General features: G+C 58.3%; 31 protein-coding genes and 1 pseudogene. 16 read left to right on the top strand and 16 right to left on the bottom strand.

Annotation, left to right across the window (positions count from 1 at the left end; genetic code table 11):
* Positions 1-70: 70 nt before the first annotated feature.
* Together FFI16_RS10715 and FFI16_RS10710 are read left to right on the top strand one after the other, a co-directional pair.
* A complete protein-coding gene (locus FFI16_RS10715) occupies positions 71-1,282 on the top strand; it encodes an MFS transporter (RefSeq protein WP_017138958.1) in 1,212 nt (403 codons plus the stop codon).
* Positions 1,283-1,446: 164 nt separating this feature from the next.
* The gene (locus tag FFI16_RS10710; RefSeq protein WP_138815257.1) at positions 1,447-2,202 is read left to right on the top strand and encodes a M12 family metallopeptidase; all 756 of its coding nucleotides are present in this window, start codon (positions 1,447-1,449) and stop codon (positions 2,200-2,202) included.
* A gap of 1 nt (position 2,203) precedes the next feature.
* On the opposite strand, the gene iolG is transcribed toward FFI16_RS10710, so the two are convergent.
* Entirely contained in the window at positions 2,204-3,208 is a 1,005-nt protein-coding gene (gene iolG, locus FFI16_RS10705) for an inositol 2-dehydrogenase (protein ID WP_138815256.1), read from the bottom strand.
* A gap of 33 nt (positions 3,209-3,241) precedes the next feature.
* Entirely contained in the window at positions 3,242-4,267 is a 1,026-nt protein-coding gene (locus FFI16_RS10700; protein ID WP_138815255.1) for a LacI family DNA-binding transcriptional regulator, read from the bottom strand.
* 123 nt (positions 4,268-4,390) lie between these two features.
* On the opposite strand from FFI16_RS10700, the gene FFI16_RS10695 reads away from it, so the two are divergent.
* The 3 genes from FFI16_RS10695 to FFI16_RS10685 are packed head-to-tail and all read left to right on the top strand — an operon-like array spanning position 4,391 to position 7,326.
* A complete protein-coding gene (locus FFI16_RS10695) occupies positions 4,391-5,236 on the top strand; it encodes an SDR family oxidoreductase (RefSeq protein ID WP_138815254.1) in 846 nt (281 codons plus the stop codon).
* The gene (locus tag FFI16_RS10690; RefSeq protein ID WP_138815253.1) at positions 5,236-6,360 is read left to right on the top strand and encodes a phytanoyl-CoA dioxygenase family protein; all 1,125 of its coding nucleotides are present in this window, start codon (positions 5,236-5,238) and stop codon (positions 6,358-6,360) included. Before FFI16_RS10695 ends, FFI16_RS10690 begins: the two co-directional genes overlap by 1 nt.
* Before the next feature lie 42 nt (positions 6,361-6,402).
* Entirely contained in the window at positions 6,403-7,326 is a 924-nt protein-coding gene (locus FFI16_RS10685; RefSeq protein WP_138815252.1) for a sugar ABC transporter substrate-binding protein, read from the top strand.
* A gap of 47 nt (positions 7,327-7,373) precedes the next feature.
* Here FFI16_RS10685 and FFI16_RS10680 read toward each other — a convergent pair whose 3' ends face one another.
* Positions 7,374-7,688, bottom strand: coding sequence for a DUF2834 domain-containing protein (locus tag FFI16_RS10680; protein ID WP_138815251.1), 315 nt, complete (start codon positions 7,686-7,688; stop codon positions 7,374-7,376).
* A gap of 83 nt (positions 7,689-7,771) precedes the next feature.
* Between FFI16_RS10680 and FFI16_RS10675 the strand changes: the two genes are divergently transcribed.
* Positions 7,772-8,554, top strand: a complete 783-nt coding sequence (locus tag FFI16_RS10675) for a helix-turn-helix domain-containing protein (protein ID WP_138815250.1) — start codon at positions 7,772-7,774, stop codon at positions 8,552-8,554.
* A 55-nt stretch (positions 8,555-8,609) separates the two neighbouring features.
* Positions 8,610-10,310 carry an amidase gene (locus FFI16_RS10670; RefSeq protein WP_138815249.1) on the top strand — a complete coding sequence of 567 codons (1,701 nt, stop codon included), beginning with the start codon at positions 8,610-8,612 and terminating at the stop codon, positions 10,308-10,310.
* A gap of 1,082 nt (positions 10,311-11,392) precedes the next feature.
* Here the strand turns inward: FFI16_RS10670 and FFI16_RS10665 are convergent.
* From FFI16_RS10665 to FFI16_RS10655, 3 genes are read right to left on the bottom strand one after another with little or no spacing between them, the layout of a single operon-like run.
* Positions 11,393-12,130, bottom strand: coding sequence for a CPBP family intramembrane glutamic endopeptidase (locus FFI16_RS10665; protein ID WP_138815248.1), 738 nt, complete (start codon positions 12,128-12,130; stop codon positions 11,393-11,395).
* A 7-nt stretch (positions 12,131-12,137) separates the two neighbouring features.
* A complete protein-coding gene (locus FFI16_RS10660; protein ID WP_138815247.1) occupies positions 12,138-12,608 on the bottom strand; it encodes a RidA family protein in 471 nt (156 codons plus the stop codon).
* Positions 12,605-12,823, bottom strand: a complete 219-nt coding sequence (locus tag FFI16_RS10655) for a DUF6434 domain-containing protein (protein ID WP_138815246.1) — start codon at positions 12,821-12,823, stop codon at positions 12,605-12,607. Before FFI16_RS10655 ends, FFI16_RS10660 begins: the two co-directional genes overlap by 4 nt.
* Positions 12,824-13,081: 258 nt before the next feature.
* Between FFI16_RS10655 and FFI16_RS10650 the strand changes: the two genes are divergently transcribed.
* Complete coding sequence (locus FFI16_RS10650; RefSeq protein WP_056860201.1) at positions 13,082-13,513, top strand: nuclear transport factor 2 family protein; 432 nt, start codon at positions 13,082-13,084, stop codon at positions 13,511-13,513.
* A gap of 16 nt (positions 13,514-13,529) precedes the next feature.
* Here FFI16_RS10650 and FFI16_RS10645 read toward each other — a convergent pair whose 3' ends face one another.
* On the bottom strand, positions 13,530-14,855 hold the full coding sequence (locus tag FFI16_RS10645) for a PLP-dependent aminotransferase family protein (RefSeq protein ID WP_138815245.1): 1,326 nt from the start codon (positions 14,853-14,855) through the stop codon (positions 13,530-13,532).
* 88 nt (positions 14,856-14,943) lie between these two features.
* On the opposite strand from FFI16_RS10645, the gene FFI16_RS10640 reads away from it, so the two are divergent.
* On the top strand, positions 14,944-15,834 hold the full coding sequence (locus FFI16_RS10640) for a DMT family transporter (RefSeq protein WP_138815244.1): 891 nt from the start codon (positions 14,944-14,946) through the stop codon (positions 15,832-15,834).
* Here FFI16_RS10640 and FFI16_RS10635 read toward each other — a convergent pair.
* Complete coding sequence (locus FFI16_RS10635) at positions 15,831-16,400, bottom strand: YceI family protein (RefSeq protein ID WP_138815243.1); 570 nt, start codon at positions 16,398-16,400, stop codon at positions 15,831-15,833. The genes FFI16_RS10640 and FFI16_RS10635 overlap by 4 nt on opposite strands.
* Before the next feature lie 124 nt (positions 16,401-16,524).
* On the opposite strand from FFI16_RS10635, the gene FFI16_RS10630 reads away from it, so the two are divergent.
* From FFI16_RS10630 to FFI16_RS30455, 3 genes are all read left to right on the top strand, one after another.
* Complete coding sequence (locus FFI16_RS10630; protein ID WP_056860205.1) at positions 16,525-17,019, top strand: PaaI family thioesterase; 495 nt, start codon at positions 16,525-16,527, stop codon at positions 17,017-17,019.
* A gap of 44 nt (positions 17,020-17,063) precedes the next feature.
* A complete protein-coding gene (gene yghX, locus FFI16_RS10625; protein WP_138815242.1) occupies positions 17,064-17,951 on the top strand; it encodes a YghX family hydrolase in 888 nt (295 codons plus the stop codon).
* A gap of 380 nt (positions 17,952-18,331) precedes the next feature.
* On the top strand, positions 18,332-18,508 hold the full coding sequence (locus FFI16_RS30455) for a hypothetical protein (protein ID WP_178112614.1): 177 nt from the start codon (positions 18,332-18,334) through the stop codon (positions 18,506-18,508).
* Positions 18,509-18,619: 111 nt separating this feature from the next.
* On the opposite strand, the gene FFI16_RS10620 is transcribed toward FFI16_RS30455, so the two are convergent.
* The 4 genes from FFI16_RS10620 to FFI16_RS30590 form a co-directional block, all read right to left on the bottom strand.
* The gene (locus FFI16_RS10620) at positions 18,620-18,976 is read right to left on the bottom strand and encodes a hypothetical protein (RefSeq protein WP_138815241.1); all 357 of its coding nucleotides are present in this window, start codon (positions 18,974-18,976) and stop codon (positions 18,620-18,622) included.
* Positions 18,977-19,054: 78 nt separating this feature from the next.
* On the bottom strand, positions 19,055-19,558 hold the full coding sequence (locus FFI16_RS10615) for a pentapeptide repeat-containing protein (RefSeq protein WP_138815240.1): 504 nt from the start codon (positions 19,556-19,558) through the stop codon (positions 19,055-19,057).
* A 278-nt stretch (positions 19,559-19,836) separates the two neighbouring features.
* A complete protein-coding gene (locus tag FFI16_RS10610) occupies positions 19,837-20,223 on the bottom strand; it encodes a hypothetical protein (RefSeq protein WP_256666245.1) in 387 nt (128 codons plus the stop codon).
* On the bottom strand, positions 20,205-21,002 hold the full coding sequence (locus tag FFI16_RS30590; RefSeq protein WP_218571873.1) for a hypothetical protein: 798 nt from the start codon (positions 21,000-21,002) through the stop codon (positions 20,205-20,207). Before FFI16_RS30590 ends, FFI16_RS10610 begins: the two co-directional genes overlap by 19 nt.
* A gap of 79 nt (positions 21,003-21,081) precedes the next feature.
* Between FFI16_RS30590 and FFI16_RS10600 the strand changes: the two genes are divergently transcribed.
* The 4 genes and pseudogenes from FFI16_RS10600 to FFI16_RS10585 all read left to right on the top strand — a co-directional run bounded on the left by FFI16_RS10600 (position 21,082) and on the right by FFI16_RS10585 (position 23,012).
* Positions 21,082-21,399 carry a transposase gene (locus tag FFI16_RS10600; protein WP_176999844.1) on the top strand — a complete coding sequence of 106 codons (318 nt, stop codon included), beginning with the start codon at positions 21,082-21,084 and terminating at the stop codon, positions 21,397-21,399.
* Positions 21,396-21,731, top strand: coding sequence for an IS66 family insertion sequence element accessory protein TnpB (tnpB, locus tag FFI16_RS30645; RefSeq protein ID WP_178112663.1), 336 nt, complete (start codon positions 21,396-21,398; stop codon positions 21,729-21,731). The genes FFI16_RS10600 and tnpB overlap by 4 nt, the downstream gene beginning before the upstream one ends.
* A gap of 49 nt (positions 21,732-21,780) precedes the next feature.
* Positions 21,781-22,683, top strand: a pseudogene (locus FFI16_RS10590) (IS66 family transposase); the annotation flags it as partial.
* A 71-nt stretch (positions 22,684-22,754) separates the two neighbouring features.
* Complete coding sequence (locus FFI16_RS10585) at positions 22,755-23,012, top strand: hypothetical protein (protein WP_058421387.1); 258 nt, start codon at positions 22,755-22,757, stop codon at positions 23,010-23,012.
* A 219-nt stretch (positions 23,013-23,231) separates the two neighbouring features.
* Here FFI16_RS10585 and FFI16_RS10580 read toward each other — a convergent pair whose 3' ends face one another.
* The 4 genes from FFI16_RS10580 to FFI16_RS10565 form a co-directional block, all read right to left on the bottom strand.
* The gene (locus tag FFI16_RS10580; RefSeq protein WP_178112662.1) at positions 23,232-23,555 is read right to left on the bottom strand and encodes a hypothetical protein; all 324 of its coding nucleotides are present in this window, start codon (positions 23,553-23,555) and stop codon (positions 23,232-23,234) included.
* A complete protein-coding gene (locus FFI16_RS30860) occupies positions 23,546-23,686 on the bottom strand; it encodes a colicin E5-related ribonuclease (RefSeq protein ID WP_138815237.1) in 141 nt (46 codons plus the stop codon). Before FFI16_RS30860 ends, FFI16_RS10580 begins: the two co-directional genes overlap by 10 nt.
* 93 nt (positions 23,687-23,779) lie before the next feature.
* The gene (locus FFI16_RS30855) at positions 23,780-23,920 is read right to left on the bottom strand and encodes a colicin E5-related ribonuclease (RefSeq protein WP_138815237.1); all 141 of its coding nucleotides are present in this window, start codon (positions 23,918-23,920) and stop codon (positions 23,780-23,782) included.
* 411 nt (positions 23,921-24,331) lie between these two features.
* Positions 24,332-24,586, bottom strand: a complete 255-nt coding sequence (locus FFI16_RS10565; RefSeq protein WP_138815236.1) for a MafI family immunity protein — start codon at positions 24,584-24,586, stop codon at positions 24,332-24,334.
* Between the last annotated feature and the right edge of the window lie 201 nt (positions 24,587-24,787).

The following is a 24,787-nucleotide window of genomic DNA, read 5'->3' as shown; positions in this document are numbered from 1 at the left end:
AACAATTAGAAATGGGTGACGGGCTCAAGTACTCGCCACCTCAGTTTGCTGCCCTGTATGGAATGCCTGCATGACGACCGTTACCGCGTCACCCGCCGCTGCAACCACTACACCCCAAGTGAGCCCCTTGGTCATGCGCGTCCTCGGCGCCTGCGCCCTGGCCCACCTGATCAATGACCTGATCCAGGCCGTGCTGCCCTCGATCTACCCGATGCTCAAGGCCAACTACGGGCTGAGCTTCACCCAGGTGGGCCTGATCACCCTGACCTTCCAACTGACCGCCTCGTTGCTGCAACCCTGGATCGGCTACCACACCGACCGCCATCCCAAGCCCTGGCTGCTGCCGGCCGGGATGGTGTGTACCTTGATCGGCATTCTGATGCTGGCGTTTGTCGGCACTTTCCCGGCGATTTTGCTGGCCGCTGCCTTGGTGGGCGTCGGCTCCTCGACCTTCCACCCGGAAACCTCGCGCGTCGCGCGCCTGGCCTCCGGCGGGCGTTATGGCCTGGCGCAATCGACCTTCCAGGTCGGCGGCAACACCGGCAGCGCCTTCGGCCCGTTGCTGGCGGCCGCGATCATCATTCCTTACGGCCAGAGCCATATCGCCTGGTTCGGGCTCTTCGCCGTGTTTGCGATCCTGGTGCTCTATGGCCTGAGCCGCTGGTACCGCAACCACCTCAACCTGTTCAAGCTCAAGCAAGGTGGCAAGGCCACCCACGGCCTGTCCAAAGGCCGCGTGACCTTTGCCCTGGTGGTGCTGGCGCTGCTGGTGTTCTCCAAATACTTCTACATGACCAGCCTGACCAGCTACTTCACCTTCTACCTGATCGAGAAGTTCCAGCTGTCGGTGGCCAGCTCCCAGATGTACCTGTTCCTGTTCCTTGGCGCGGTGGCCGTGGGCACCTTCGCCGGTGGCCCGATTGGCGACAAGATCGGGCGCAAGAAAGTCATCTGGTTCTCAATCCTCGGCGCTGCACCCTTCACCCTGGCCCTGCCCTACGTCGACCTGTTCTGGACCGCCGTGCTCAGCGTGGTGATCGGCTTTATCATCGCCTCGGCCTTCTCGGCCATCGTGGTCTTCGCCCAGGAACTGGTGCCGGGCAATGTGGGCATGATCGCCGGTATCTTCTTCGGCCTGATGTTCGGCTTCAGCGGCATTGGCGCCGCGTTGCTGGGCTTGCTGGCCGATAACCACGGTATTGAATACGTGTATAAGATCTGCTCGTTCCTGCCACTGGCGGGCATCCTCACGATATTGCTGCCGTCGACCAAAGGCGTCTGACACCACCTCTATACGACCGCCTCGAGTTCACAAGCTCAGGCGGTTTTCTTCTCGGCGGCATGGTCGCTTCCTACTGTTGACTGGAACTAAAGTCGCCATGCAGACCACTATTTCATGCAAATAGACACCACCACTCAGCTGCTCTTAGCCTGAAGGGGAAACGCATGATAACTTCAAACCCTGGTATCTATCACACGCCCTATTCGATTGACCCGAACAACCCAGCAACAAGTAGTGAGACACCCAGCACATCTGCTGTTAGTCGAGTTAAACGTGGCGTGGCTAACAAGCAAGCGTTATGGCCTCAGCACGCGACCATTACCATTGCATTTATGGGCGCAACCGAGTTCCAGAAGGACTATATAAGAAGAGTCATCGAAGAGACTTTCTCCGGACTTATTAACCTGCAACTGAATTTTGTTGAAGGCACATACGGCAATATTCGTATCTCCACCGCCAAAGACGGAACGGGTACTTGGTCCACACTTGGAACCAACGCGTTAACGGTGCGTGCCGATGAGCCGACCATGCACATTGATTTCCCCCCTTCGACTGGAAATCTTGAGGCAAATATCATGCATGAATTCGGGCATGCCCTAGGTTTGGAGCATGAGCATCAACACCCTGACAGGCGCCTGGATTTCAACACACCTAACGCCTACAGATACTTCAAGAATAGATACAACTGGCGTCAATCGGACACTTATTCAAATATTTTAAGAAAACTTAAGCCTGCCGATGTCATTACCCGACCCTATGATGAGAAATCAATCATGCACTACCCTCTCAGTGACGTGGTCTTATGGAAACAATCGGAAATAGGCCTAAACGTTACCCTCACGGTGGAAGATAAGCTATTCCTGACGTTGCTCTATCCACCCTCGGACTTTGGACGGGGCCGACATCGCTCGCCGCGTTGAGTTAGAACTCATAATTGACGGCGATACTTTTGCCTGACCTCACCGACTCCAACGCACATTCCGCCAAGTGCAACGCATACAGCCCATCACGCACGCTGGTCGGTAACGTGCGGCCAGCGTTCAGCGCGTCAATAAACTGCGCCAACTCATTGCGATAAGCCTCCGCGTAACGTTCCAGGAAAAAGTGCTGCAAAGGTTCCAGCGCCTCCGTATGGTCGGCACTCCAATGGCGCAACGTGCTGGGGCGGTGGTTGTCGGTGAGCAACACGCCCGTGGCGCCGGACACTTCGACGCGCTGGTCATAGCCATACACCGCCTGGCGGCAGCAGTTGATGTGGCATTGCTTGCCGGAGGCGGTGCGCAGCAGCACCATGACACTGTCGTAGTCGTCGATGTCGGCCAGGCTCGGGTCCACCAGGCGGCTGGCGAACGCACTGACTTCCACCGGTTCCTCGCCGAGCAGGTGGCGGGCGGTGTCGAAGTCGTGGATGGTCATGTCGCGCAGGATGCCACCGGAATGTTCCAAGTAGTCACGCGGCGCCAGGCCGGGGTCGCGGCTGGTGATGATCACCTGGCGCACGGCGCCGATCTGGCCGGCGTCCAGCGCCTGGCGCAGGCGCAGCATGTCGGGGTCAAAACGTCGGTTGAAACCGAGCATCACCTTGCCGCCCAGGCGTTCGACGGCTTGGGCGGCGCTGCGGGCCTTGGCGATATCCAGGTCGATGGGCTTTTCGCACAGCACCGCCTTGCCTGCGGCCACCGCTGCCAGCAGCAGGTCGATATGGGTGTCGGTGGGCGTGCCGATCACCACGGCATCAATGTCTTGGCGGGCGAGCACGGCGGCGCAGTCATAGGCCGCTTCGCAGCCCAATTGTGTGCTGAGCGCGTCGACACCTTCGCGCCAGGGGTCGGCCACCAGCACCAGCGTGGCGTTGGGGTGAGCGGCGACGTTGGCGGCGTGGATTTTGGCGATGCGCCCGGCACCTAAAACGGCAATACGTAGCATGGTCGAACTCCTGGAATTGTTATTGAGGGAGCTTCAGTCCGGCAGGTTGAACGGTGTAACGATCTGCACCTGTGACGGCGCAATCGGCCCGGCTTTCCATAGCCGGTGGTGTTGCAGAATGTGCAAAAACACGCTGCGGGCATCGATCTGCAGGTTGTGGTCGATGATCGCGGCGACTTTTTCTTCCAGCAGCAACTGGCGGTTTTCTTCGTCCAGGTCATGGCCGATAAACACCTCCAGCGGGCGTTCGAGCGCGGCGAAGGCGTCGACAATCGCGCGGTTACCGCCGCCGACGCTGTACACCGCCTTGAGCTCGGGATGTTGCTTCAGGGCCTGGGTGACGCGCTCAAAGGTGCGGTCGTACACGCCGTAGCCGCCGCTGATATCCAGCACTCGCAGGTGCGCGGCACGCCCGCGTAGCCAGGCGCGAAAGCCCATCTCGCGTTCTTCCTCGCCACGGAACAGTTCGCTGCCGATCACCACCGCCACGTCCTGGGGCTGCGCCGGCAGCCAGCGCGACATCAGGTAGGCGGCGGTTTGGCCGGCGGTGCGGTTGTCCATGCCCACATAGCCAATGCGCTCGCTTTGCGGCAGATCCGTGACCAGGGTCACCACCGGAATGCCCGCCGCGATCAACTGCTTCACGGCCTGATTCACCGCCGGCTCATCCGCTGCTTTAAGCACCACGCCCTGGCTGCCGGTGTCGAGGCAGCGCAGCAACTGATCGTGCATGGCCTGGGGTTCGATTTCTTCAAACAGGTGAAAACGCGGCGCGATGCGAAACGGCGCCAAGCTGCCCAATTGCGCGGTGATCGCCGCCTGCACCGCCGCGCTGAAGCGTTGGGGCGTGTGCATGATCACATCGACGTGAAAGGTGCGCCCCACCGCCAGGCCGTTTTTTTCCTGGGCCTCCAACTCATCCAGCGCTTGCTCGATACGCCGGGTGGTCTGCGCATGCACGCTGCCGCGCTGGTGCAACACGCGGTCGACCGTGGCTTTGCTCACACCGGCCTGGGTCGCGAGTTGCTTGATGGAGAAGTGTTTTGCGCGTTCGAGCATGCGGTTCGCCTGAGGTGTTTTTGAGGTCTTTTTTGGGCGTTACTGAGGTTTTGCAATGCTAGTCTCAGTTTTGCCCGGCGTCGAGCCAGGTCGACAAAACAACAAAAATTTCAGGAGAACCGCATGCCTCACACCGATCTCACCCGCACATTCACCGGCCAATATTTTGTCGTCACCGGCAGCACTCAGGGTCTGGGCGCTGCCGTGGCGCATACCTTGGCGCAGCGCGGCGCTGCCGGGTTGATCATCTGCGGGCGCCGCCGTGCCGAAGGCGAAGAACAGGCCCGGCAACTGGCACTGCTCGATTGCCAGGCATTTTTTGTCGAGGCCGACCTGGAAAACGTCGAGGATTGCCGCGCGATCATCGACGCAGCACGCACCCACTTCGGCACCCTGCACGGGCTGGTGAACTGCGCCGGCATGTCGGATCGCGGCACCATCCTCGACACCTCGCCCGAACTGTTTGATCGGCTGTTTGCGGTGAACGTGCGGGCGCCGTTTTTTCTGATGCAGGAAGCACTCAAGCTGATGATCAGCACCGGTGTGGAAGGTGCGGTGGTGAATATCCAGAGCGTCACCGGGCATGGCGGGCAGTCGTTTTTAAGTGCCTATGCGGCGTCCAAGGGCGCGCTGGCGATTTTGACCAAGAACGTGGCATTCAGCGCGCTGCGCAATCGCATCCGCGTGAATGGCCTGAATATCGGCTGGATGGACACGCCTCACGAGGATCAGATCCAGCGCCAATACCACGGTGCGCAAGACGGCTGGCTGGCCGAGGCCGAGCGCGCACAGCCGTTCGGGCGGCTGCTCAAGCCCGAAGAAGTGGCGCAAAGCGTGGCGTTTTTGCTCTCGCGTGAAGCCGGGATGATGACCGGCGCGGTGATCGACCTGGAGCAAGGCGTGGTCGGCTGCACCGACAGTGGCAGCCCGCAACCGCACCAGGCGCTGAGCCTGCCGGGAGGTGTGTGATGTCGGCGTTCGTGACCGGCGCGGCGGTGCACCTGGCGGATTTCAGCCGTATTTGCGCCCAATACACCAGCGCCGAGGATTACCCGCTGTGTGCAGAAGTGGTCAGCAATGTGCCGGTCTATCAGGCCAGCACTTTACGCAACAGCGAGCGCCTGCGCGTCATGAATGAGCTGCACCGCCTGTTCCGCGACGGGCCAGGGGTGATGGTGGTGCGCCAGGCCTATGAAGACCTGGCGGTAGTCGACCGCCATAGCCAGGTGTTCGAGGCGATCTTTGCCCATGAAGCTGCGCAAGGCGTGGCCGCCGACCATTTTGCCAAGGCCGGCAGCAACGGGCGCATCTGGAATTCACTGCAGAAAGCAGCGCTGCAGTCGCCGGAATCGTTTGCCGAGTACTACGCCAACCCGCTGCTCGGCTTGATCGCCGAAGCGTGGCTGGGGCCGAGCTTTCAGATGACCGCGCAAGTCAACGTGGTCCACCCTGGCGGGCAGGCACAGCAGCCGCACCGTGACTATCACCTGGGCTTTCAGACCACTGAGGTGGTTGAACGCTTTCCGCTGCCGCTGCACCTGTTGTCGCAATACCTGACGCTGCAAGGCGCGGTGGCCCATTCGGATATGCCGCTGGAAAGCGGGCCGACCCAACTGCTGCCCTTCTCCCAGCAATACCCGCTCGGTTACCTGGCCTGGCGCCGTGCGGAGTTTATCGACTACTTCCAGCAGCACGCCGTGCAATTGCCGCTGAACAAGGGCGACCTGCTGTTCTTCAACCCGGCGCTGTTCCACGCGGCGGGCACCAACCGCACGACCCACCACCGGCGCATGGCCAACCTGCTGCAAATTTCCTCGGCGTTCGGCAAACCCATGGAGGCCCTCGACCGCGACCGCATGATGCTGGCGGTGTACCCGGTGCTGCTGGCCAACCCTGCGTTGAATGCCGAAGCGGTGATCGCCTGCACGGCCGACGGTTATGCCTTCCCCACCAACCTCGACACCGACCCGCCCTTGCACGGGCTCGCCCCACAAACCGGGCAACAACTCATGCAACAAGCCCTCAACGAACGCTGGCCCTCTGCGCACTTCGCCGCAGCCGTGGCGCAGCTGCGGGCCAAGCGCCAGGCGTGAATCACACTGCTTTTACAACAACAAAAACAACGGAGCACCACCATGAAGAAGCAACTACTCGCGGCACTGCTGACCCTCGCTGTTACGCCCTGGGCCTGGGCCGATATCCGCATCGGCGTGAGCATCGCCCAGGTCGACGATGTGTTCCTCGCACAGATGCGTGACTACATGGCCGCCCACGCCAAGGAGCTACCCGGCGTGACCTTGCAATTCGAAGACGCCCAGGGCGATGTGGTGCGCCAGCTCAACCAGGTGCAGAACTTCACCGCCCAGGGCATGGACGCGATTATCGTCAATGCGGTGGATACGGCGGCCACGCAGAAAATGACCGTTAACGCGCAGCAGGCGAAGATCCCGCTGGTGTACGTCAACCGCCGCCCGGAGTTCAAGGACGTGCCGCCGGGTGTGGGCTATGTCGGCTCGGATGAGATCAAGGCCGGGGAAATCCAGATGCGCTACCTGGCAGAGAAAATGGGTGGCAAGGGCAACCTTGCGATCATGCTCGGGCTGCTGTCCAACAACGCCACGCACAACCGCACGCTGGGGGTGAAGACGGTGCTCAAGGATTACCCGGACATCAAGATTGTCGAGGAGCAAAGCGCCGAATGGCAGCGCGGCAAGGCGATTGACCTGATGAACAACTGGATTGTGTCCGGACGCAAAATCGATGCCGTGGCGGCGAATGCCGATGAAATGGCGATTGGCGCCGCCATGGCGATCAGCCAGGCGGGCATGCAGCCGGGCAAGGATATCCTGGTAGCCGGCAGCGACGGCGGCGCAGCGGGTTTGGACGCGGTGAAAAAGGGCCAGTTGCTGGTGACGGTGTATCAGGACAACAAAGGCCAGGCCGTCGGCTCGATTGACCTGGCGGTGAAAATGGTGAAGAAGGAACCCTATGTGGCTGAGCTGACCATTCCTTATCAGCAGATCACCAAAGACAATTACCAGGCGTTTTTGAACCCATAACCCCTACCTCGGTGGCGAGCGGGCTTGTCACAAGAGTCGGCTCGACCTTAGCGCTCTGTTTGCCGCGTGAAGCCATTCACTACGATATAAAGCAACGGCCCAACCGAAACAAACACCGCCGTCAGTGCGAAATACGGCAGCACAGACACCACCGTCCGCCCGCGCCCACGCGCATCCCGATACATCCACACACACGCCAGCACCGCCATCAGGTACAGATCGATCACCACCTGCGCGGTGTCCGGCCGCGACATCAATTGCCGCCCAAAAGCCAGCAGCGATTGCTCGGCGGTGAGCAGCGTCGCCAGCGTGTACAGCGAAAATCCAACTAGTCCGATCAGGGCAATAGAGGGTCTGTGCATGGTCTCGTCCTTGAAGTGAATGAAGCTCACGATAGTGATAAGGTCTTGGCCCTCGCAATGACCTCACAGGTTATGAACCCGCCATGGAAAGTACTGCCGGCGACCAGCTGCGCCAACTGCGTCGCCTCGCCAAGCTGAGCCAGCTGGACCTGGCCCTGATCACCGGGGTTTCGCAACGCCACCTCAGTTACATCGAAACCGGCCGCGCCAAGCCGAGCCCGGGCACGTTGCACAACTTATTGACCGCGCTGGATGTACCGCTTGAGCAGTGCAATCGCGTGTTCCTCGCCGCCGGCTACGCGCCGCGCTACACCGCCACCCCGCTCGCCTCACCGGCCATGGCCGCGATTCGCGAAGCCGTCAGCCACGTGTTGCACGCCAACAACCCGGCCCCGGCGATTCTGCTGGACAGCCAGTGGCAAGTGCTGGCGGCGAATGCCAGCACCGGCGTTCTGTTTGCATTGTTGGGGCTTGAAGCGGATGCGGCAGACGGGCTGAACCTGCTGACCACGCTGTTGCAAACGGGCGGCTTGGGCGACCATCTGATCAACGCCGAAGAGATCCGCACGCTCGCCTGGCAACGCGCCAGCCGTGAGGCGCTGGGCAATCCTGAATTGGCGGTTTTATTAGCGAGTCTGCCGACGCCTGCCAACTGCGAACTGCCCGAGGAAATGCCGCCCCTGGTGCTGACGCGCATCCGCTCACCCCAGGGCGAGCTGAGCTTTTTGTCGACCTTCACCACATTCGGCATGCCCCAGGACATCACCCTCACCTCGCTGCGTATCGAGCATCTGATTCCGGCTGACGAGCCGACGTGGCAAGTCATGCGCGCCGCCTATGCGGAGCATGCCGCGCTGGTTTTGTGAAATATCTGTCCGTAGACTGCCGCCATACCTCCCACTTGAAGGCGGCGAAAAAAACGTGATGCAAGTTACCGAAGTCTCCATTGCCCAACTGCGCGCGGCGCTTGAAACCGGCCAGACCACTGCCGTTGAACTGGTAAACGCCTACCTGGCGCGGATCGATGCCTACGACGGCCCGCAGACCGCCACCGCGTTGAACGCCGTGGTGGTGCGCAACCCCGAAGCGCTTAAAGAAGCCGAGGCTTCCGATGCGCGCCGGGCCAGGGGTGAAACGTTGGGGCCACTGGACGGCATTCCCTATACCGCCAAGGACAGCTACCTGGTCAAGGGCCTCACGGCCGCATCCGGCAGCCCGGCCTTTGCCAAGCTGGTTGCGCAACGCGACGCCTTCACCATCGAACGCCTGCGCGCGGGCGGCGCCATCTGCCTGGGCAAGACCAACATGCCACCGATGGCCAATGGCGGGATGCAGCGCGGTGTGTATGGCCGTGCCGAAAGCCCTTACAACGCCGACTACCTGACTGCACCGTTTGCCTCCGGCTCGTCCAATGGCGCGGGCACCGCCACGGCGGCAAGCTTCGCCGCGTTCGGTGTGGCTGAAGAAACCTGGTCGAGCGGGCGCGGCCCGGCGTCCAACAACGGCTTGTGCGCCTATACGCCGTCGCGTGGGGTGATTTCGGTACGCGGCAACTGGCCGCTCACGCCGACCATGGACGTGGTGGTGCCCTATGCACGCACCATGGCCGACCTGCTGGAAGTGCTCGATGTGGTGGTCGCCGAAGACCCTGACACCCGTGGCGACCTGTGGCGCCTGCAACCCTGGGTGCCGATCCCGAGCGTGGCGTCGGTGCGCCCCGCGTCTTACGCCGACTTGGCGGTGAGCAGCGAAGCCCTTGCCGGTAAACGTTTCGGCGTGCCGCGCATGTACATCAATGCCGACCCCGAGGCGGGCACCAGCGAAAAGCCCGGCATTGGCGGGCCGACCGGGCAGAAGATCAACACCCGCGCCAGCGTGATCGACCTGTGGGAAGGTGCACGCCAGGCGCTGCAAGCTGCCGGTGCTGAAGTAATCGAGGTGGATTTCCCGCTGGTGTCCAACTGCGAAGGCGATCGCCCTGGCGCGCCGACCGTGTTTACCCGTGGGCTGGTCTCCAAGGAGTTTCTGCACGACGAATTGTGGGAACTGTCGGCCTGGGCTTTTGATGACTTCCTGCGCGCCAACAACGACCCGGCACTCAACCGCCTGGCGGATGTAGACGGGCCGAAAATCTTCCCGCACGACCCAGGCACCCTGCCCAACCGTGAGGATGACCTGGCCGCCGGCATGGACGAATACGTGCGCATGGCCGAGCGCGGCATCACGCCGTGGAACGAGATCAGCACCGTGCCGGACGGCTTGCGCGGTCTGGAGCAAACCCGGCGCATCGACCTGGAAGACTGGATGGACAGGCTTGGGCTGGATGCGGTGTTGTTCCCGACTGTGGCCGATGTAGGCCCGGCAGATGCCGACGTGAATGAAGCCAGTGCCGACATCGCCTGGAGCAATGGCGTGTGGGTCGCCAACGGCAACCTCGCCATCCGCCATCTCGGCGTGCCCACCGTCACCGTGCCGATGGGCGTAATGGCCGACATCGGCATGCCGGTCGGCCTGACCTTTGCCGGCCGGGCTTACGATGATTCGGCGCTGCTGAGCTTCGCCAGTGCGTTCGAAGCCACCGGCAGCAAACGCCTTATCCCGCCACGCACACCGCCGCTGTAAACATTGTGGGAGCTGTATTTCACATCAAGCCATGTAGAGCCACAACGGCCTGAACACGATCTACCTGTGGGAGCGGGCTTGCTCGCGAAAGCGCCGTGTCAGGCGATGCATCAGGTGCCTGACACACCGTCTTCGCGAGCAAGCCCGCTCCCACATTTTGACTGTATTTCAAGTCAAACCATGTAGAGCCGCAACTGCCTGAACGCGGTCAACCTGTGGGAGCTGGCTTGCCTGCGATGGCGGCCTTTCAGTGACAACTATGCTGGCTGACCTGACGCTATCGCAGGCAAGCCAGCTCCCACAGTTTTGGCTGTGTTTCACATCAAGCCATACAGAGCCACAACGGCCTGAACATGATCTACCTGTGGGAGCGGGCTTGCTCGCGAAAGCGCCGTGTCAGGCGATGCATCAGGTGACTGACACACCCTCTTCGCGAGCAAGCCCGCTCCCACATTTTGACTGTATTTCAAGTCAAACCATGTAGAGCCGCAACTGCCTGAACGCGGTCAACCTGTGGGAGCTGGCTTGCCTGCGATGGCGGCCTTTCAGTGACAACTATGCTGGCTGACCTGACGCTATCGCAGGCAAGCCAGCTCCCACAGTTTTGGCTGTGTTTCACATCAAGCCATACAGAGCCACAACGGCCTGAACATGATCTACCTGTGGGAGCGGGCTTGCTCGCGAAAGCGCCGTGTCAGGCGATGCATCAGGTGACTGACACACCCTCTTCGCGAGCAAGCCCGCTCCCACATTTTGACTGTATTTCAAGTCAAACCATGTAGAGCCGCAACTGCCTGAACGCGGTCAACCTGTGGGAGCTGGCTTGCCTGCGATGGCGGCCTTTCAGTGACAACTATGCTGGCTGACCTGACGCTATCGCAGGCAAGCCAGCTCCCACAGTTTTGGCTGTGTTTCACATCAAGCCATACAGAGCCACAACGGCCTGAACATGATCTACCTGTGGGAGCGGGCTTGCTCGCGAAAGCGCCGTGTCAGGCGATGCATCAGGTGCCTGACACACCGTCTTCGCGAGCAAGCCCGCTCCCACATTTTGACTGTATTTCAGCTGTTTGTGTTTCAGGTCAGGCCATGTAGGGCACAGCGATCAGCAGGATGGCGGTGCCGTGGGCCAGTGCTGCGGGCAGCACGCCGTAACGCATGCGCACCAGTGCGCAGGCCAACCCTTCAAGCAGGGTGAACAGCAACACCGGCCAACCCAGTTGGGTAACACTCAAGGCCAGGAATGCATGGCAGGCCGCAAAGGCCACGCCACTGATCAATGCGGCGCGCAAGGGCGAGACCTGTTGCTCCAGGTAACCCTGCAAAAAACCGCGAAACAGCACTTCCTCCAACGCATTGGCGCCATAGGCCAATACCACCATGCCGGGCAGCCACACCCAATAGCCGTGGAACCCGGACGCCTCGATGCCTTGGTAAACCCGCAGCGGCACGCCGATCAGACAGCCGACCACAAGCCCCACCGCCATGCCAACCAACGGATTGCCAATGGACCAACGCATCAACCGCCACAACTCCGGTGCAAGGCGTGAGAGCAGCATGATCAGCAAAACCGACAGCCCGCCCAGCGCCGCCAGCACGAAGGCATTGCCACTGAATGCGATCTGCACATCGCGGCTTACCGCCCACATGCCCAGCGGCGTCATCGCATCGCGCATCAGCACAAACGCCGCCAACAGGATCAGGATGCGCATCGCCACCTGCGCCCTTGGCGTCAACGCGAACCACGCGCCAAACAGCAACAGACCCGGCGCCAAGTGCACGCCGTAGTCGATCAGTACCTCAAGCCCTTGGGTAATCATCGGTCACTCAACCGTGTGCGACAGCAATCATGTCGATCTCAACCGCCGCCGATTTAGGCAACTGCATCACCCCAACCGAGGTGCGCGTATGCACACCGGCAGCGCCGAGGATTTCGTGGAACAGGTCCGACGCACCGTTGGCCACTTCACTCTGCTGATCAAAGTCTTCTGCGCTGCGCACATACACGGTGATACGCGCGATGGCCTTGACCTGATCCAGCGAACCCAGCGCCTGCTTGAGCAACCCCAGGCAACGCAACGCGCTGATACCGGCGGCGATTTGCGCCTGGGCCAGGGTCAGGCTTTCACCGACCTTGCCCGGCAGCATAAGGGTGTCGCCGACACGCGGAATCTGGCCGCTGATATACAGGTGGTTACCATCGCGCACCAACGGCGTGTAGTTACCGCCGACTTTGAACGCTTCCAGCCGATAGCCCATGCGCTCCTGGGCAGCCTGGTATTTTTCGTCGCGGGTCATGGGCGTGCGTCCTCGTTGCGGCGTTGCCACTCATCCACCACATCGCCCAAGGTTTTGGGCGAATCGTTGCGGATCCAGGCCATGAACGGCCGGTCGAACTTGAATGCCGGGCCGCAGTGTTCAAGCATGAAACGGCGAACGTTCTGGGTATTTTTATAGTGTGGGGTCACGGGAGTGGCGCGGGTGATGGGGTCGCTGTGCCAGTCAAAATCCATGTTGTCTCTCAGACGGTTTGTTATTTGCGCAGTAGCATAGCGACCGGCTTATCGGGCTGGAAGCGACAAGGCGCGTCGCTCGCACTTATTTGATGTGTTGGGACGTCGTACAAGAACCCTCTCTGTTTATAACGTCATTAAGCCTAATCTTTTCAAGATATTTCAAAATTTCACTTTCCTTCCCCACCGAAAATATTGCATGGTTGTACGACGACTACAGCGGTCGTGTTCACCCCCAACAACAATAAGGAAACACCCATGCCAAACGTCAAAGTGCTGATCGGTTTTCTGTGCCTGTTCACCGGCTACGTCGCAGCTGCGCCTGCCCCGGCCGAAAAGGATGTGGCCCAAGCGGTCGACCAACTGACCCAAGCCATGCTGCACCTGGACCTCAAGGCGCTGCACGCCCTGACTTCCGACAAGCTCACCTATGGCCACTCCAGCGGCAAGGTGCAGAACAAAGCGCAATTTATCGCTGACCTGGAAACCCACACCAGCGCGTTCAAAACCCTTGAAATGCAAAACCAGACCATCACCCTGGACGGCGACACCGCGCTGGTGCGCAACCACTTTCACGCCCTGGCCGTGAACAGCGGCGTCGAAGTGCCGACCGATATCGACAACTTCCAGGTCTGGCAGAAACAAAAAGGCCACTGGCTGCTGATCGGGCGTCAGGCTTACAAATACTGATGCCAGCCGGTGCGGCTCACCACCGCACCGCTTCCCGGACCTTCACCAGCGCCGCGCCCAACGCGGCCATGCTCACCGAACCCAGCGCCACGCGTAGCGCGTGCGGCACGGTGGCCGAGACCGCAAACGGCTCGGCGGTGGACACGGAAATCTGCTCGCGTTGTAAGGCCATGGCCACCTGATCGGCCCGCGCCTCGTCCCCCAGCGGCAACCACAAAAAATACGAACACGGATGGCTGATGTAAGGCACGCCCTTGAGCACCTGCGCAGCCAAGGCTTGGCGTGCCCGTGCGTCCTGGCGCTTTTGCGCTTCGAGTTTCGCGACCGTGCCGTCTTCGATCCAACCCACCGCAATTGCGCTCATCACCCCTGGCACGTTCCAGGTGGTGGCCATGATCGTGCGCTCCAGCTTTTTTACCCAGGCTGGCGGCGCGGCGATAAATCCGACGCGCAAACCCGTGGCGACACTTTTGGAAAGCCCGCCCACGTACACCGTGCATTCAGGCGCCAACGTCGCCAGCGGCGGCGGCGCCTCCTCGGCCAGGAACGCGTAGGCCGCGTCCTCAATCAGCATCAGATGGTGCTCACGCGCGATGGCAATCAGTTGCTCGCGTTGCGCAAGGCTCAACACCCAGCCCAGCGGGTTATGCAGGGTTGGAATGCTGTACACCGCACGCACCGGGCGCTTGCGGCACAGCGCGTGCAGGAACGCCAGATCCGGACCGCTGGCGGTGACCGGGATGGCGACGATTTCCAGGTGCAGGGTTTCGGCCAGCACCTTGAAGCCTGAATAGGTCAGCGCATCCACGGCAATCACATCCCCAGGCTTGAGCAACGCCATCATCGTCACCGCCAGGCCATGCTGGGCACCACTGACCATCAGTACCTGCTCCGCCTCAACCGCCAGGCCTCGGCTCAACAGATGCCGCGCCACAGCGGCCCGCTCGTGCAAGCGACCGGCGTGTGGCTGGTAACGCAGCAACGCTTCCAGGTCGCCCGACAGCGCCAATTGGCGCAGAGCGGTGCGCAGCAGGTCTGCCTGACCGGGCAGCGAGGGGTAATTGAAATTCAGGTCGAGCATGCCGGTGGCCACATTCATCTGCCCACTGCCCTGCCCCGGCGGCAAAGCGATTTCCCGCACAAAGGTGCCGCGCCCGGTTTCGCCGCTGACCAGGCCCATGGCCTCAAGCTCGGTGTACACCCGGCTGGCGGTGACCAACGCCAGGCCATGTGCAGCGGCCAATTGTCGGTGCGTGGGCAGACGGGTACCGGGCGCCAGTGCGCCGCTGCGGATGTCCTGGGCAAAGGTGTCGACCAGCGACTTGTAGCGGGCGCGCGGCATAGGTGATGTATCCATGACAATTTTTTGATTGTCTTAATCCTGGTCCCTAGGATGGCGTTTACGCAACCACCTATTTCGAGCCCTGATCATGCAACGCACCTCAAGCCTCACCGCAGCAGACGTCAGCACTCAAGGCTGGATCAACGGCTTTATCGGTGTCGTCATCTTCAGCGGCTCCTTGCCAGCCACGCGCCTGGCGGTGATGGAGTTCAACCCGGTGTTTCTGACCATGATCCGCGCCGCCATTGCCGCCGTGCTCGGCTTGCTGTTGTTGTGGTTATTCAGGGAAAAACGCCCTGCACGCCACCAATGGGGGCCGCTGGTGATCGTCGCCTTGGGTGTGGTGATCGGTTTTCCACTGCTCACGGCACTCGCGCTGCAATACGTGACGTCTGCGCACTCCATCGTGTTTATTGGCCTGTTGCCGCTGGCCACCGCCGTTTTTGGTGTACTGCGTGGCGGCGAGCGGCCGCGTCCGGTGTTCTGGGTGTTTTCGATCCTCGGCAGCCTGCTGGTAATGGGCTACGCGGTTGCCCAGGGCTTGAGCGCCGCGCCGGTCGGCGACGTGCTGATGCTGCTTGCCGTATTGGTGTGCGGCCTGGGATACGCCGAAGGCGCCAAGCTGTCGCGCAGTCTCGGCGGCTGGCAGGTGATCTGCTGGGCGCTGGTGGTGTCGCTGCCGGTGGTGGCGCCCTTGAGCGTGATGCTGGCGCCGGCAACCCTCACGGGCATCAGCCTGCCGGCGTGGCTGAGCCTGGGCTATGTGTCGCTGTTCAGCATGCTGATCGGCTTTGTGTTCTGGTATCGCGGCCTGGCCCAGGGTGGCATCGCTGCGGTCGGGCAGTTGCAGTTGCTGCAACCGTTCTTCGGCCTGGCACTGGCGGCGGGCCTGCTGCATGAGCAGGTCAGCCTGGGCATGCTGCTGGTCACGGTGGCGGTGATCGGCTGTGTGGCCGGGGCCAAGAGGTTCGCCCGCTAGCGTTGCGGCGCAACCATCTTGAATTTGATGTTGATGTCGTCAGAGACCACGCTGTTGCCCGCCCACTCACCTTCACCAATCTTGAAGTCGCCGCGCTTGAGGATGAACGCGCCGTCAAACACGCCGATGCCGCTTTGCTCCTTGAGCACCACATCAATATCCACCGGCCGCGTGATGCCCTTGATCGTCAGGTTGCCGCTGATTTTGTAGCGGTTATCGCCCAGCGCCGTGGCGCCGTTGGACTCATACACGCCCACAGGATAAGCCGCGGTGTCGAACCACGCCGGTTGCTGCAATTGGGTATTGGCGTCCTGGCTGCCGGCGTCGATGCTCGCCAGTTGGATCTTGAGCAACGCATGCGCCGCCTCGGGCTTTTGCGTGTCAAAGGTCAGGGTGCCTTCAAAGTCGCTGAAGGTGCCGTACACCCGCTGCCCGAACTGCTGGAAGGTAAAACTGATCTGGCTGGCGGTGCGGTTGACGTCTTTGTACTCCACGGCCTGCGCGCTGCCGAGAAACACACCAAGGAGGACCGCCAGGCTTACAAACAGGGGCATTCGACGCTTCATGCAACACTCCGCAAGGCAAATGAACAGATGTGCTGAGCTAACACGCCATGCCATGGTTTTATTCCCTTTCGCAGCGTGCCCTGCTAAACAGAGTAGTCGCCATAAGAAACAATAAGGACTTTGCATGCACACCCCTTCCCTACAGGACATCACCGCGCCCGAAGGTATCTGCTACGGCTGCGGCGGCAGCAACCCCCATGGCCTGCACATCAAAAGCCGTTGGGATGCCGATGGTGTCCACGTCATCGCCGAGCACCTGCCCGAAGCCCAGTACAGCGGCTGGCCGGACCTGGTCTACGGCGGCCTGATCGCCATGCTGGTCGACTGCCACTCCAACTGGACGGCCATGGCCTACCACTACCGCAACGAACAGCGCGAGCCCGGCAGCCTGCCGCGCATCGACTGCGTCACCGGTAACCTGGGGATCAAATTCATCAAGCCCACGCCCATGGGCGTGACGCTGACCCTGCGCGCGCGAGTTGAAGGCGACGTGGGGCGTAAAAGCCGTGTGGTCTGTGAGGTGTACGCCGGTGACGTGCTCACCGCCCTCGGCGACTCGGTGTTCGTGCGCGTCGACACCGGGCAACTGGCCGCCGCCGCCCATGGCCGCGACAGTTGATCCTGGTCTACAGTGATGACCACCGCTAATCGAGGACTGCTCCGATGACTCGTCTCACCGCGAAAGACTTTGCCCCCGAACTGCTGGAACTCTATGACGGCTACGCCCACGGCAAGCTCAACCGCCGCGAATTTCTCGACCGCGCCGCGCTGTTCACCTTCGGCGGCCTCACCGCCTCGGCGCTGCTGGCAGCCCTGAGCCCCAACTACGCGCTGGCCGAACAGGTCAAATTCACCGACCCGGACATCGTCGCCGACTACATTACCTACCCCTCGCCCAAAGGCAACGGCACCGTGCGCGGCTACCTCGTACGCCCGGCCAAGGCCAGCGGCAAACTGCCCGCCGTGCTGGTGGTGCACGAAAACCGAGGCCTTAACCCCTACATCGAAGACGTCGCCCGACGCCTGGCCAAAGCCGGCTTCATCGCCCTGGCACCCGACGGCCTCACCTCCGTGGGCGGCTACCCCGGCAACGATGAAAAAGGCGTGGAACTGCAACAAAAAGTCGACCCCACCAAACTCATGAACGACTTCTTCGCCGCCATCGAATGGCTGATGCACCACGACAGCAGCACCGGCAAAGTCGGGATTACCGGCTTCTGCTATGGCGGCGGCGTGACCAATGCGGCGGCGGTGGCGTATCCGGAGCTGGGCGCAGCGGTGTCGTTTTACGGCAGGCAGCCGGAAGCGAAGGACGTGCCACGCATCAAGGCGCCGATCATGCTGCATTACGGCGAGCTGGACACGCGCATCAACGAGGGTTGGCCGGTGTATGAGAAAGCCTTGAAAGCGGCGGGCACCACCTATGAGGCCTATATCTACAAAGGCGCCAACCATGGGTTTCATAATGACTCGACGCCACGGTACGACGAGGCCGCGGCGAATCTGGCGTGGGAGAGGACGTTGGGCTGGTTCCACAAATACCTGGCCTGACCACGTTCAGAACTGTGGGAGCTAACTTCTTGTGGCGAGCGGGCTTGCCCCGCGCTGGGGCGCGAAGCGGCCCTGAAACCTCACACGACGCGATACATCTGGAAAACCGCGTTGACTCCCCTGGGGCTGCTGCGCAGCCCAACGCGGGGCAAGCCCGCTCGCCACAACACCCCGCCTCTCAGCTTTGATCGGTGTTGCCTGATCGACATGCAGTGTTAAAGGCCAGCAATCCATATCCCTTAAACTTGCAGGAAGCTTCCTAAGCAGCCCTTCGGCCTTGCGCCTGCTCATGCCACTGGCTAGCCTGTGCTCTGTCGCTGCCTATCAGCGAACAGGTGTGGAAACCTGAAACAAGTAGGCCCCTTATCAGGAGCTTATGCATGAGCAATACAACGCGCTTCACCCCCAGCCGCGAAATACTTGAACGCGCCCTGAGCCACTACCTGGAACCCGCCTCACCACAGTCCTTTACGGTGCATCACGACCTCAGCTTCGAAGACGCCCTCGCCCAGAAAAATAGGGGTCAGACCACGTTTAGTGCTCCGTCAGAAGAATAGTAGCCCGACCCCTTTTTTCGCTCAGCATTAACAAAAGTTTTCTAGTTTTCAGTAGGACCAGCTAGTGGAGTGCGTGGAGTAGCTATTGCTTTTGCACCGACTAATTATCGACTATGGGCAATACTCAACCATATAACTGCTCCCTAGTTCTTGCTGCATCGATTTGGCCAGTTCCTCCCCCTCTGCTTTATGCCGAAGCTCTGCCTCAGGCGTGGCAAAACAAGAATCGGGCGGGTAGTCGCTGTTGAACGTCGACTGATACTCACCGTCCCACTCACTGACTTTGACCCTCAGCTCTGGAGAAAGGGGCAGATCTTCAATATCAACGTGCCCCATTCTATCTGGATCTGGGCAGAATATCGGCCCGGCCAAATACTCACTCGTTAGTCTTAACCTGATCATGGCAATGGTTTCCAAGAACTGACCGCGGAAGAATAGTGGTCTGACCCCATTTTTCCCTTCAGTCATTTTTCAGTCCTTGATGGCGAGATGAAATCAGCGAGAAAAACGGGACGGATCTATCTAATTCACCGAGTGCTTTGTTACTCAAACAAATCTGTCTCTTTTTCGCCTTTTATTTACTAAACCATGCTCTTCGGGATTGAAATCCTCCGGCCATATAGTTCGATCATCGTACGAAGCCCCCTCCAGATTACACTGATCCAGCCCGACAACAGTGACGTCCGCGCCTGAAAAATCAACGTCTTGAAAGTCCCCCCCAACTACGTTGGCACCTTTTAAGCTTGCCAAGCTAAAGTCCACCTTCGAGAAATCAGAATACATAAGTAGAGACCCAGATAGGTCAACACCTCTCATTTTGGATCCGACTAATATCGCACTAATCAGCGAAACATTTATCATTCTCGCATCATTCAATACAGAAAAATAAAATACAGAGCTTCTTAAATCACAACCTGTAAAGTCGGCCTTACTAAAATTTAAGCCCTCAAATATCGCGCGATGAAAATTAATACCTTTAAGATCTGCACCCGCAAAGGTTTCAATAGGAAGCTCTAGGTAGTCACCTGTCTCGAACTTTACTGTAATCATCTGCTATCCCAGTCCAAAGGTGAAACTTAAAGATTTACAGTCGGTATTTTTTACTCACCTTGTAGTCAGTCAATACTGGAATAGTGGTCTGACCCCATTTTTCTTCTATGAAAATCAAATAAATCTGTGCCCTTTTTCAGGCGAAACTGCACAGATTTTTGGGGCTGAGGACACTTGAAAATATTGGAGCGGGCTCTGCGTGATGAGGTGCGCCATCAAACGCAGAGCTTAGAGTAAATTTGTGGGGATTCCTACGAACCTGATCCCGCTCCCTTCATTTACTGCCCTTCATTCGAAACAAAAACCTTTAGTGCTGCCCTCGCACTTTTCACTACATCCTCCCATTCTTTCTTATCTAAATATTCTTGATCAGACAGCTCGACCCCGTACTTATCAAAAACCACATCAATTGCACTAACCAAATTTTTTATACAATCAGCCTCATCTCTATTTCTCAGCACCAACCCTACCCAAGCGTGAGGATTTTCAGCAAGCCCCGTATCATCATAAAAAAAATGTATCGTATAGTCTAGTTCATCGTAGCCATGTACAGATGGAGGGCGTTCAACCCAGGCTCGATACTGATAGTCTACGTCTGACAAACCACGAATATAGGAAACAAGTTCCTCTCTCATGGTAGGAAACTTCAATTTGGAGAGTTCCATGTTTTCCATTTCCGATATTCACTCAAAGGTATATGGACTTGCTCGGCATGATCTTTGATTGACCCAATCACAGGCTTCCCGTCTCTACCTATAACTTGGCCGTTATACCTAACAATAACATGATCCACTTGTTGAGTGGGTTGGCTAACCTTAGGCTCTCCCTTGTCTATCCGCACACCGTTTCCTTGATTTTTTGGGTCCTGCCATCTGAACCCTTCACCCTTCTTATTAGCTGATACGTTCCAGCTGTCTGGTAGTTTTGCGATAGTTGTATCGGGGACATCCCACTTTTTGGGGATCTCGCTCCTAGCAGATTCCGAGTCAGTTTTGTCACTCGTAGGATTATGATTTTTTATAGGAGCGCTTTTCCCCGCACTCGCAACCGCACGCTTGTACGCCAGAACCCCTGCCGCGGTACCTAACCCTGCCGCCAACGCAACCTTCAGGTCATCCGTGATTGCTTGCGCCTGCGCATCACTAAGCCCCCATTTGGCTTTAAGCGAATCAACCATCGCGCCTACCGAATGCTCAGTGGTGGCAGTGGCTAGCATCTCTTGGAATTCATAATTCGAATTTATGAGGTTTTGTACAGCCTCTCGGGCTTTCGGCGATCCGTAGTCAATTGTGTCTTTAATGGGGTCGAGATCCGCCATGGCATTGGCGACGATTTTTGAGTGCGTGGCGCAGGACGACGGGGTTGCTCGGCAGCTAGCTATCGCATCAAGATCCTGTTGTATGCTCAGTTCTTTGAATTTGCGGTAAGCGGCCAGCGAACACACCTTCAGAAATCCGGAATTAAGGGCGATGGTGTCCGCCTATTTTCAAGCGGACGCGATCACCCTTATCGCCAGGATTTCCATGCGCCAACGAAGCTCCTATCCCAAACCCTTCAAGGCCCAGGTCGTGCAGGAATGCCTGAAACCCGGTGCCTCAGTTTCCAGCGTCGCCATCAGCCACGGCATCAATGCCAACGTGATTCGCAAGTGGCTGCCGATTTACCGTGATAAACCCGTCACGCCACTTCCGGCGTTTGTACCGCTGCAACCGATACCTAAACGGCACGCTGATGAAGCGGTGGTTATCGCACTGGCGCTGGGCGACAAATCCATCACGGTCAAATGGCCCATCTCCGACCCGGACGGCTGCGCACGTTTCATCCGCAGCCTCTCGCAATGATCCGCATCGATGCCATCTGGCTCGCCACCGAGCCGATGGACATGCGCGCCGGCACCGAAACTGCATTGGCACGCGTGGTCGCCGTGTTCGGTGCGGCGAAGCCGCACTGTGCTTATCTGTTCGCCAACCGCCGGGCCAACCGAATGAAGGTGTTGGTGCATGATGGCGTGGGCATCTGGCTTGCCGCACGGAGGTTGAACCAAGGCAAGTTTCACTGGCCTGGCACTTATCGCGGCTTGGAAGTCGGGCTCGACGCTGAACAACTTCAAGCCCTGGTGCTCGGTTTGCCATGGCAGCGAGTTGGCGCTAACGGCGCAATCACAGTGATTTAGCCTTGCTTTTCAGCTGTGGCAGGTGGATCGCTTTGGTAAAATCCACGGCATGACTTCCTCGCCCAATCTCGACCAAATGACACCCGAACAACTGCGCGCACTCGCTGCGCAGTTGCTGTCGAAGGTCGACACCATGGGCCGAAAAATCCATCGTGACGAGACGATCATCGAGCAGCTCTCTCACGAGATTGCCATCCTCAAGCGCCACAAGTTCGCCAAGCGCAGCGAGCAGATCAGCCCAGCGCAAGGCAGCTTGCTGGATGACTTGCTCAACACCGACCTTGAGGCTATCGAGGCAGAACTGAACGCGCTTCGTCCCGCCCCAACTTCGGACGAAATCCGCCAAAAGCCCAAGCGCGCGCCGCTGCCGCCGCACTTCCCACGTACCGTCATTCGTCACGAGCCAAAGAACACCCAGTGTGTCTGCGGGTGCCAGCTTCAGCGCATCGGCGAAGACGTCAGCTAGAAGCTGGATTACACACCTGGCGTGTTTACCGTTGAGCAGCATGTACGTGGAAAGTGGGCCTGCCGCCAGTGCGAAACACTGATCCAAGCACCGGTGCCGGCCCAGGTGATCGACAAGGGCATCCCGACAGCAGGTCTACTGGCGCATGTGATGGTAGCCAAATTCGCTGATCATCTGCCGCTGTACCGGCAAGAAAAGATCTTTGGCCGTGCAGGCCTGGCGATCCCGCGTTCAACTCTGGCTCAGTGGGTGGGCCAAACTGGTGTACAGCTACAACCGCTGGTGGATGCACTGCGCGAAGCGGTGCTGGCTCAGCGAGTCGTGCATGCCGATGAAACGCCGGTGCAGATGCTGGCGCCCGGAGAGAAGAAAACGCATCGAGCTTATGTCTGGGCTTATTGCACGACGCCGTACTCGGCCCTCAAGGCGGTGGTCTACGACTTTAGCCCCAGCCGCGCCGGCGAACATGCGCGCAACTTCCTGGGTGGGAAAATAGGGGTCAGACCACGTTTAATGCTCCGCCAGAAGAATAGTGGTCTGACCCCATTTCTCTGCACATGCCACTGACAGGCCACGATTCAACCATCCCCGCGCTGGTGATCGACACGCAAGCCCCTCTTGATGTTCTCTATGATGCCGCTGCTTACCGCATTCGTGCAGTGACTCAGTTTTTGGAAAACCTGGCATTTCGCGAGGAAATCAGCAGTGATGCGATTGTCCTTCATGACTTTGCGCTGTTGCTGGCCATTCCATTGCGTGATGGTTGCGATCTCATGGATGTGATTGGGCGAAGGTTAATTTCGCAAGACTTATAAATAAATTCGGGCGGCGTAGAGCCGCCCGATCTGGCTAAGCTCAGAGCCCAAGATGTAAAAAATAAAAGCCAATTTATTAAAGAACTAGATTTTAATATCTCAAACGAAAAAACACGTATAACCCCAAAAAAGTACACTACACCTGTCGAAGCTGTTTCCGACTGATTTTGCCAGCCACATCTGGAAAGTCTTTAAGTGTCAATGTTACCTTTGCAACATCTAAACTCTAACGAGCACAAACTCCATCAAAACACCACTACCACTCATACTTTCAATAATTGCTCGACTCGCGTCTATCGACTTCAAAGCAAAATTCATTTCATTTAATGACGAGGAAAAGTCAACAATACAATCCATGTCTGGAATTCTCTTGTCTCCCTTGATTTTAAAGCCCTCAATACCAAGAACTGCAATATTGTTATTTTTGCAGTAGTCGACCAGCCTGATTCCATCACCAACATCAAACAGAGGTATGCCACTCCACATCAATGTAGGTGTGATAGGTAAATCCTCAACGAACACTTCAACTGTAATCAGTCCCATGGTGCAATCCACTCAGGATCTTTTTTATTGGAGACTTGGACAATCGCTCCCGTGCTATCATTCCTTACCAAATAGGAACCATCCTTAGCGATATACCCAGTAGCTGGATCGTTAAGGCGGCTCCCTGACACAGTATCAAAGCGAGAGGAAAATAGGGGTCAGACCACGTTTAGCGCTCCGTCAGAAGAATAGTGGTCTGACCCCATTTCTCCCTTCAACTGTAATCAGTCCCATGGTGCAATCCACTCAGGATCTTTTTTATTGGAGACTTGGACAATCGCTCCCGTGCTATCATTCCTTACCAAATAGGAACCATCCTTAGCGATATACCCAGTAGCTGGATCGTTAAGGCGGCTCCCTGACACAGTATCAAAGCGAGAGGAAAATAGGGGTCAGACCACGTTTAGCGCTCCGTCAGAAGAATAGTGGTCTGACCCCATTTCTCCCTGAAATAGGGCTATTCGTTCTAGGGGAGAATACATCAGCCAAGTCACCATTAATTCGCAAGTCAGGATTCCCACCTTTCCGCCCCGTGTTCGCTAACTGCTCCACATCAAACCCTGCTTGAGCAAGTTTTTTAGACGCCTCATTTTGACGTTCTATTGATCGAACCATGTCTGGAGGCGCATTTTTTGGTGGGAGCTCAGGCTCTCCTTTCAAAGAGCCGAGTTTCGGTAGCCCGCTAGTGCCAGGCTCTGCATCTGTCATGGCACTTGTCACATTCGGGCTCTTTGGAACTCCTGCAACTTCTTTTGCACCAACTAACTTCTAGTTCTTTACTGCTTCAACCCCAGCAGGTGCTTAAATGGCCCTTCATCCAAATCAAGCCCCATATCTAGAATCAGCAGAACAGCCTCTCTATATTCTTCGTCCGTTATAGAAATATCATATTCGCAAATATGATCGCACAATATCTCAAAGGCTAGATTCTCTTCGCTATACGCGACATAATCCAAGGCGCATTGGAGAAGATCGGAATTTAATCGACCTTCAAACTTTTTCCCAAACCTAATGATACGATCCGCAAACATAAATCCTACTTGATTGGTTTGTAAGGTGGAATTGGAGCATCATCAGGAAATGCAGTAACAACCTTTCCTGGAAAAATAGGGGTCAGACCACGTTTAATGCTCCGCCAGAAGCATAGTGGTCTGACCCCATTTCTCCTTGCACCTACTCAGGAATGATTTGCAACTCACTCCACAGTGGTTTCAGCCCTAGACCTTCCATAT

Source organism: Pseudomonas sp. KBS0710, assembly GCF_005938045.2.
Lineage (GTDB): Bacteria > Pseudomonadota > Gammaproteobacteria > Pseudomonadales > Pseudomonadaceae > Aquipseudomonas.
The sequence above is the reverse complement of the archived record's forward strand: the minus strand, read 5'-3'. Positions and strand labels throughout refer to the sequence as shown.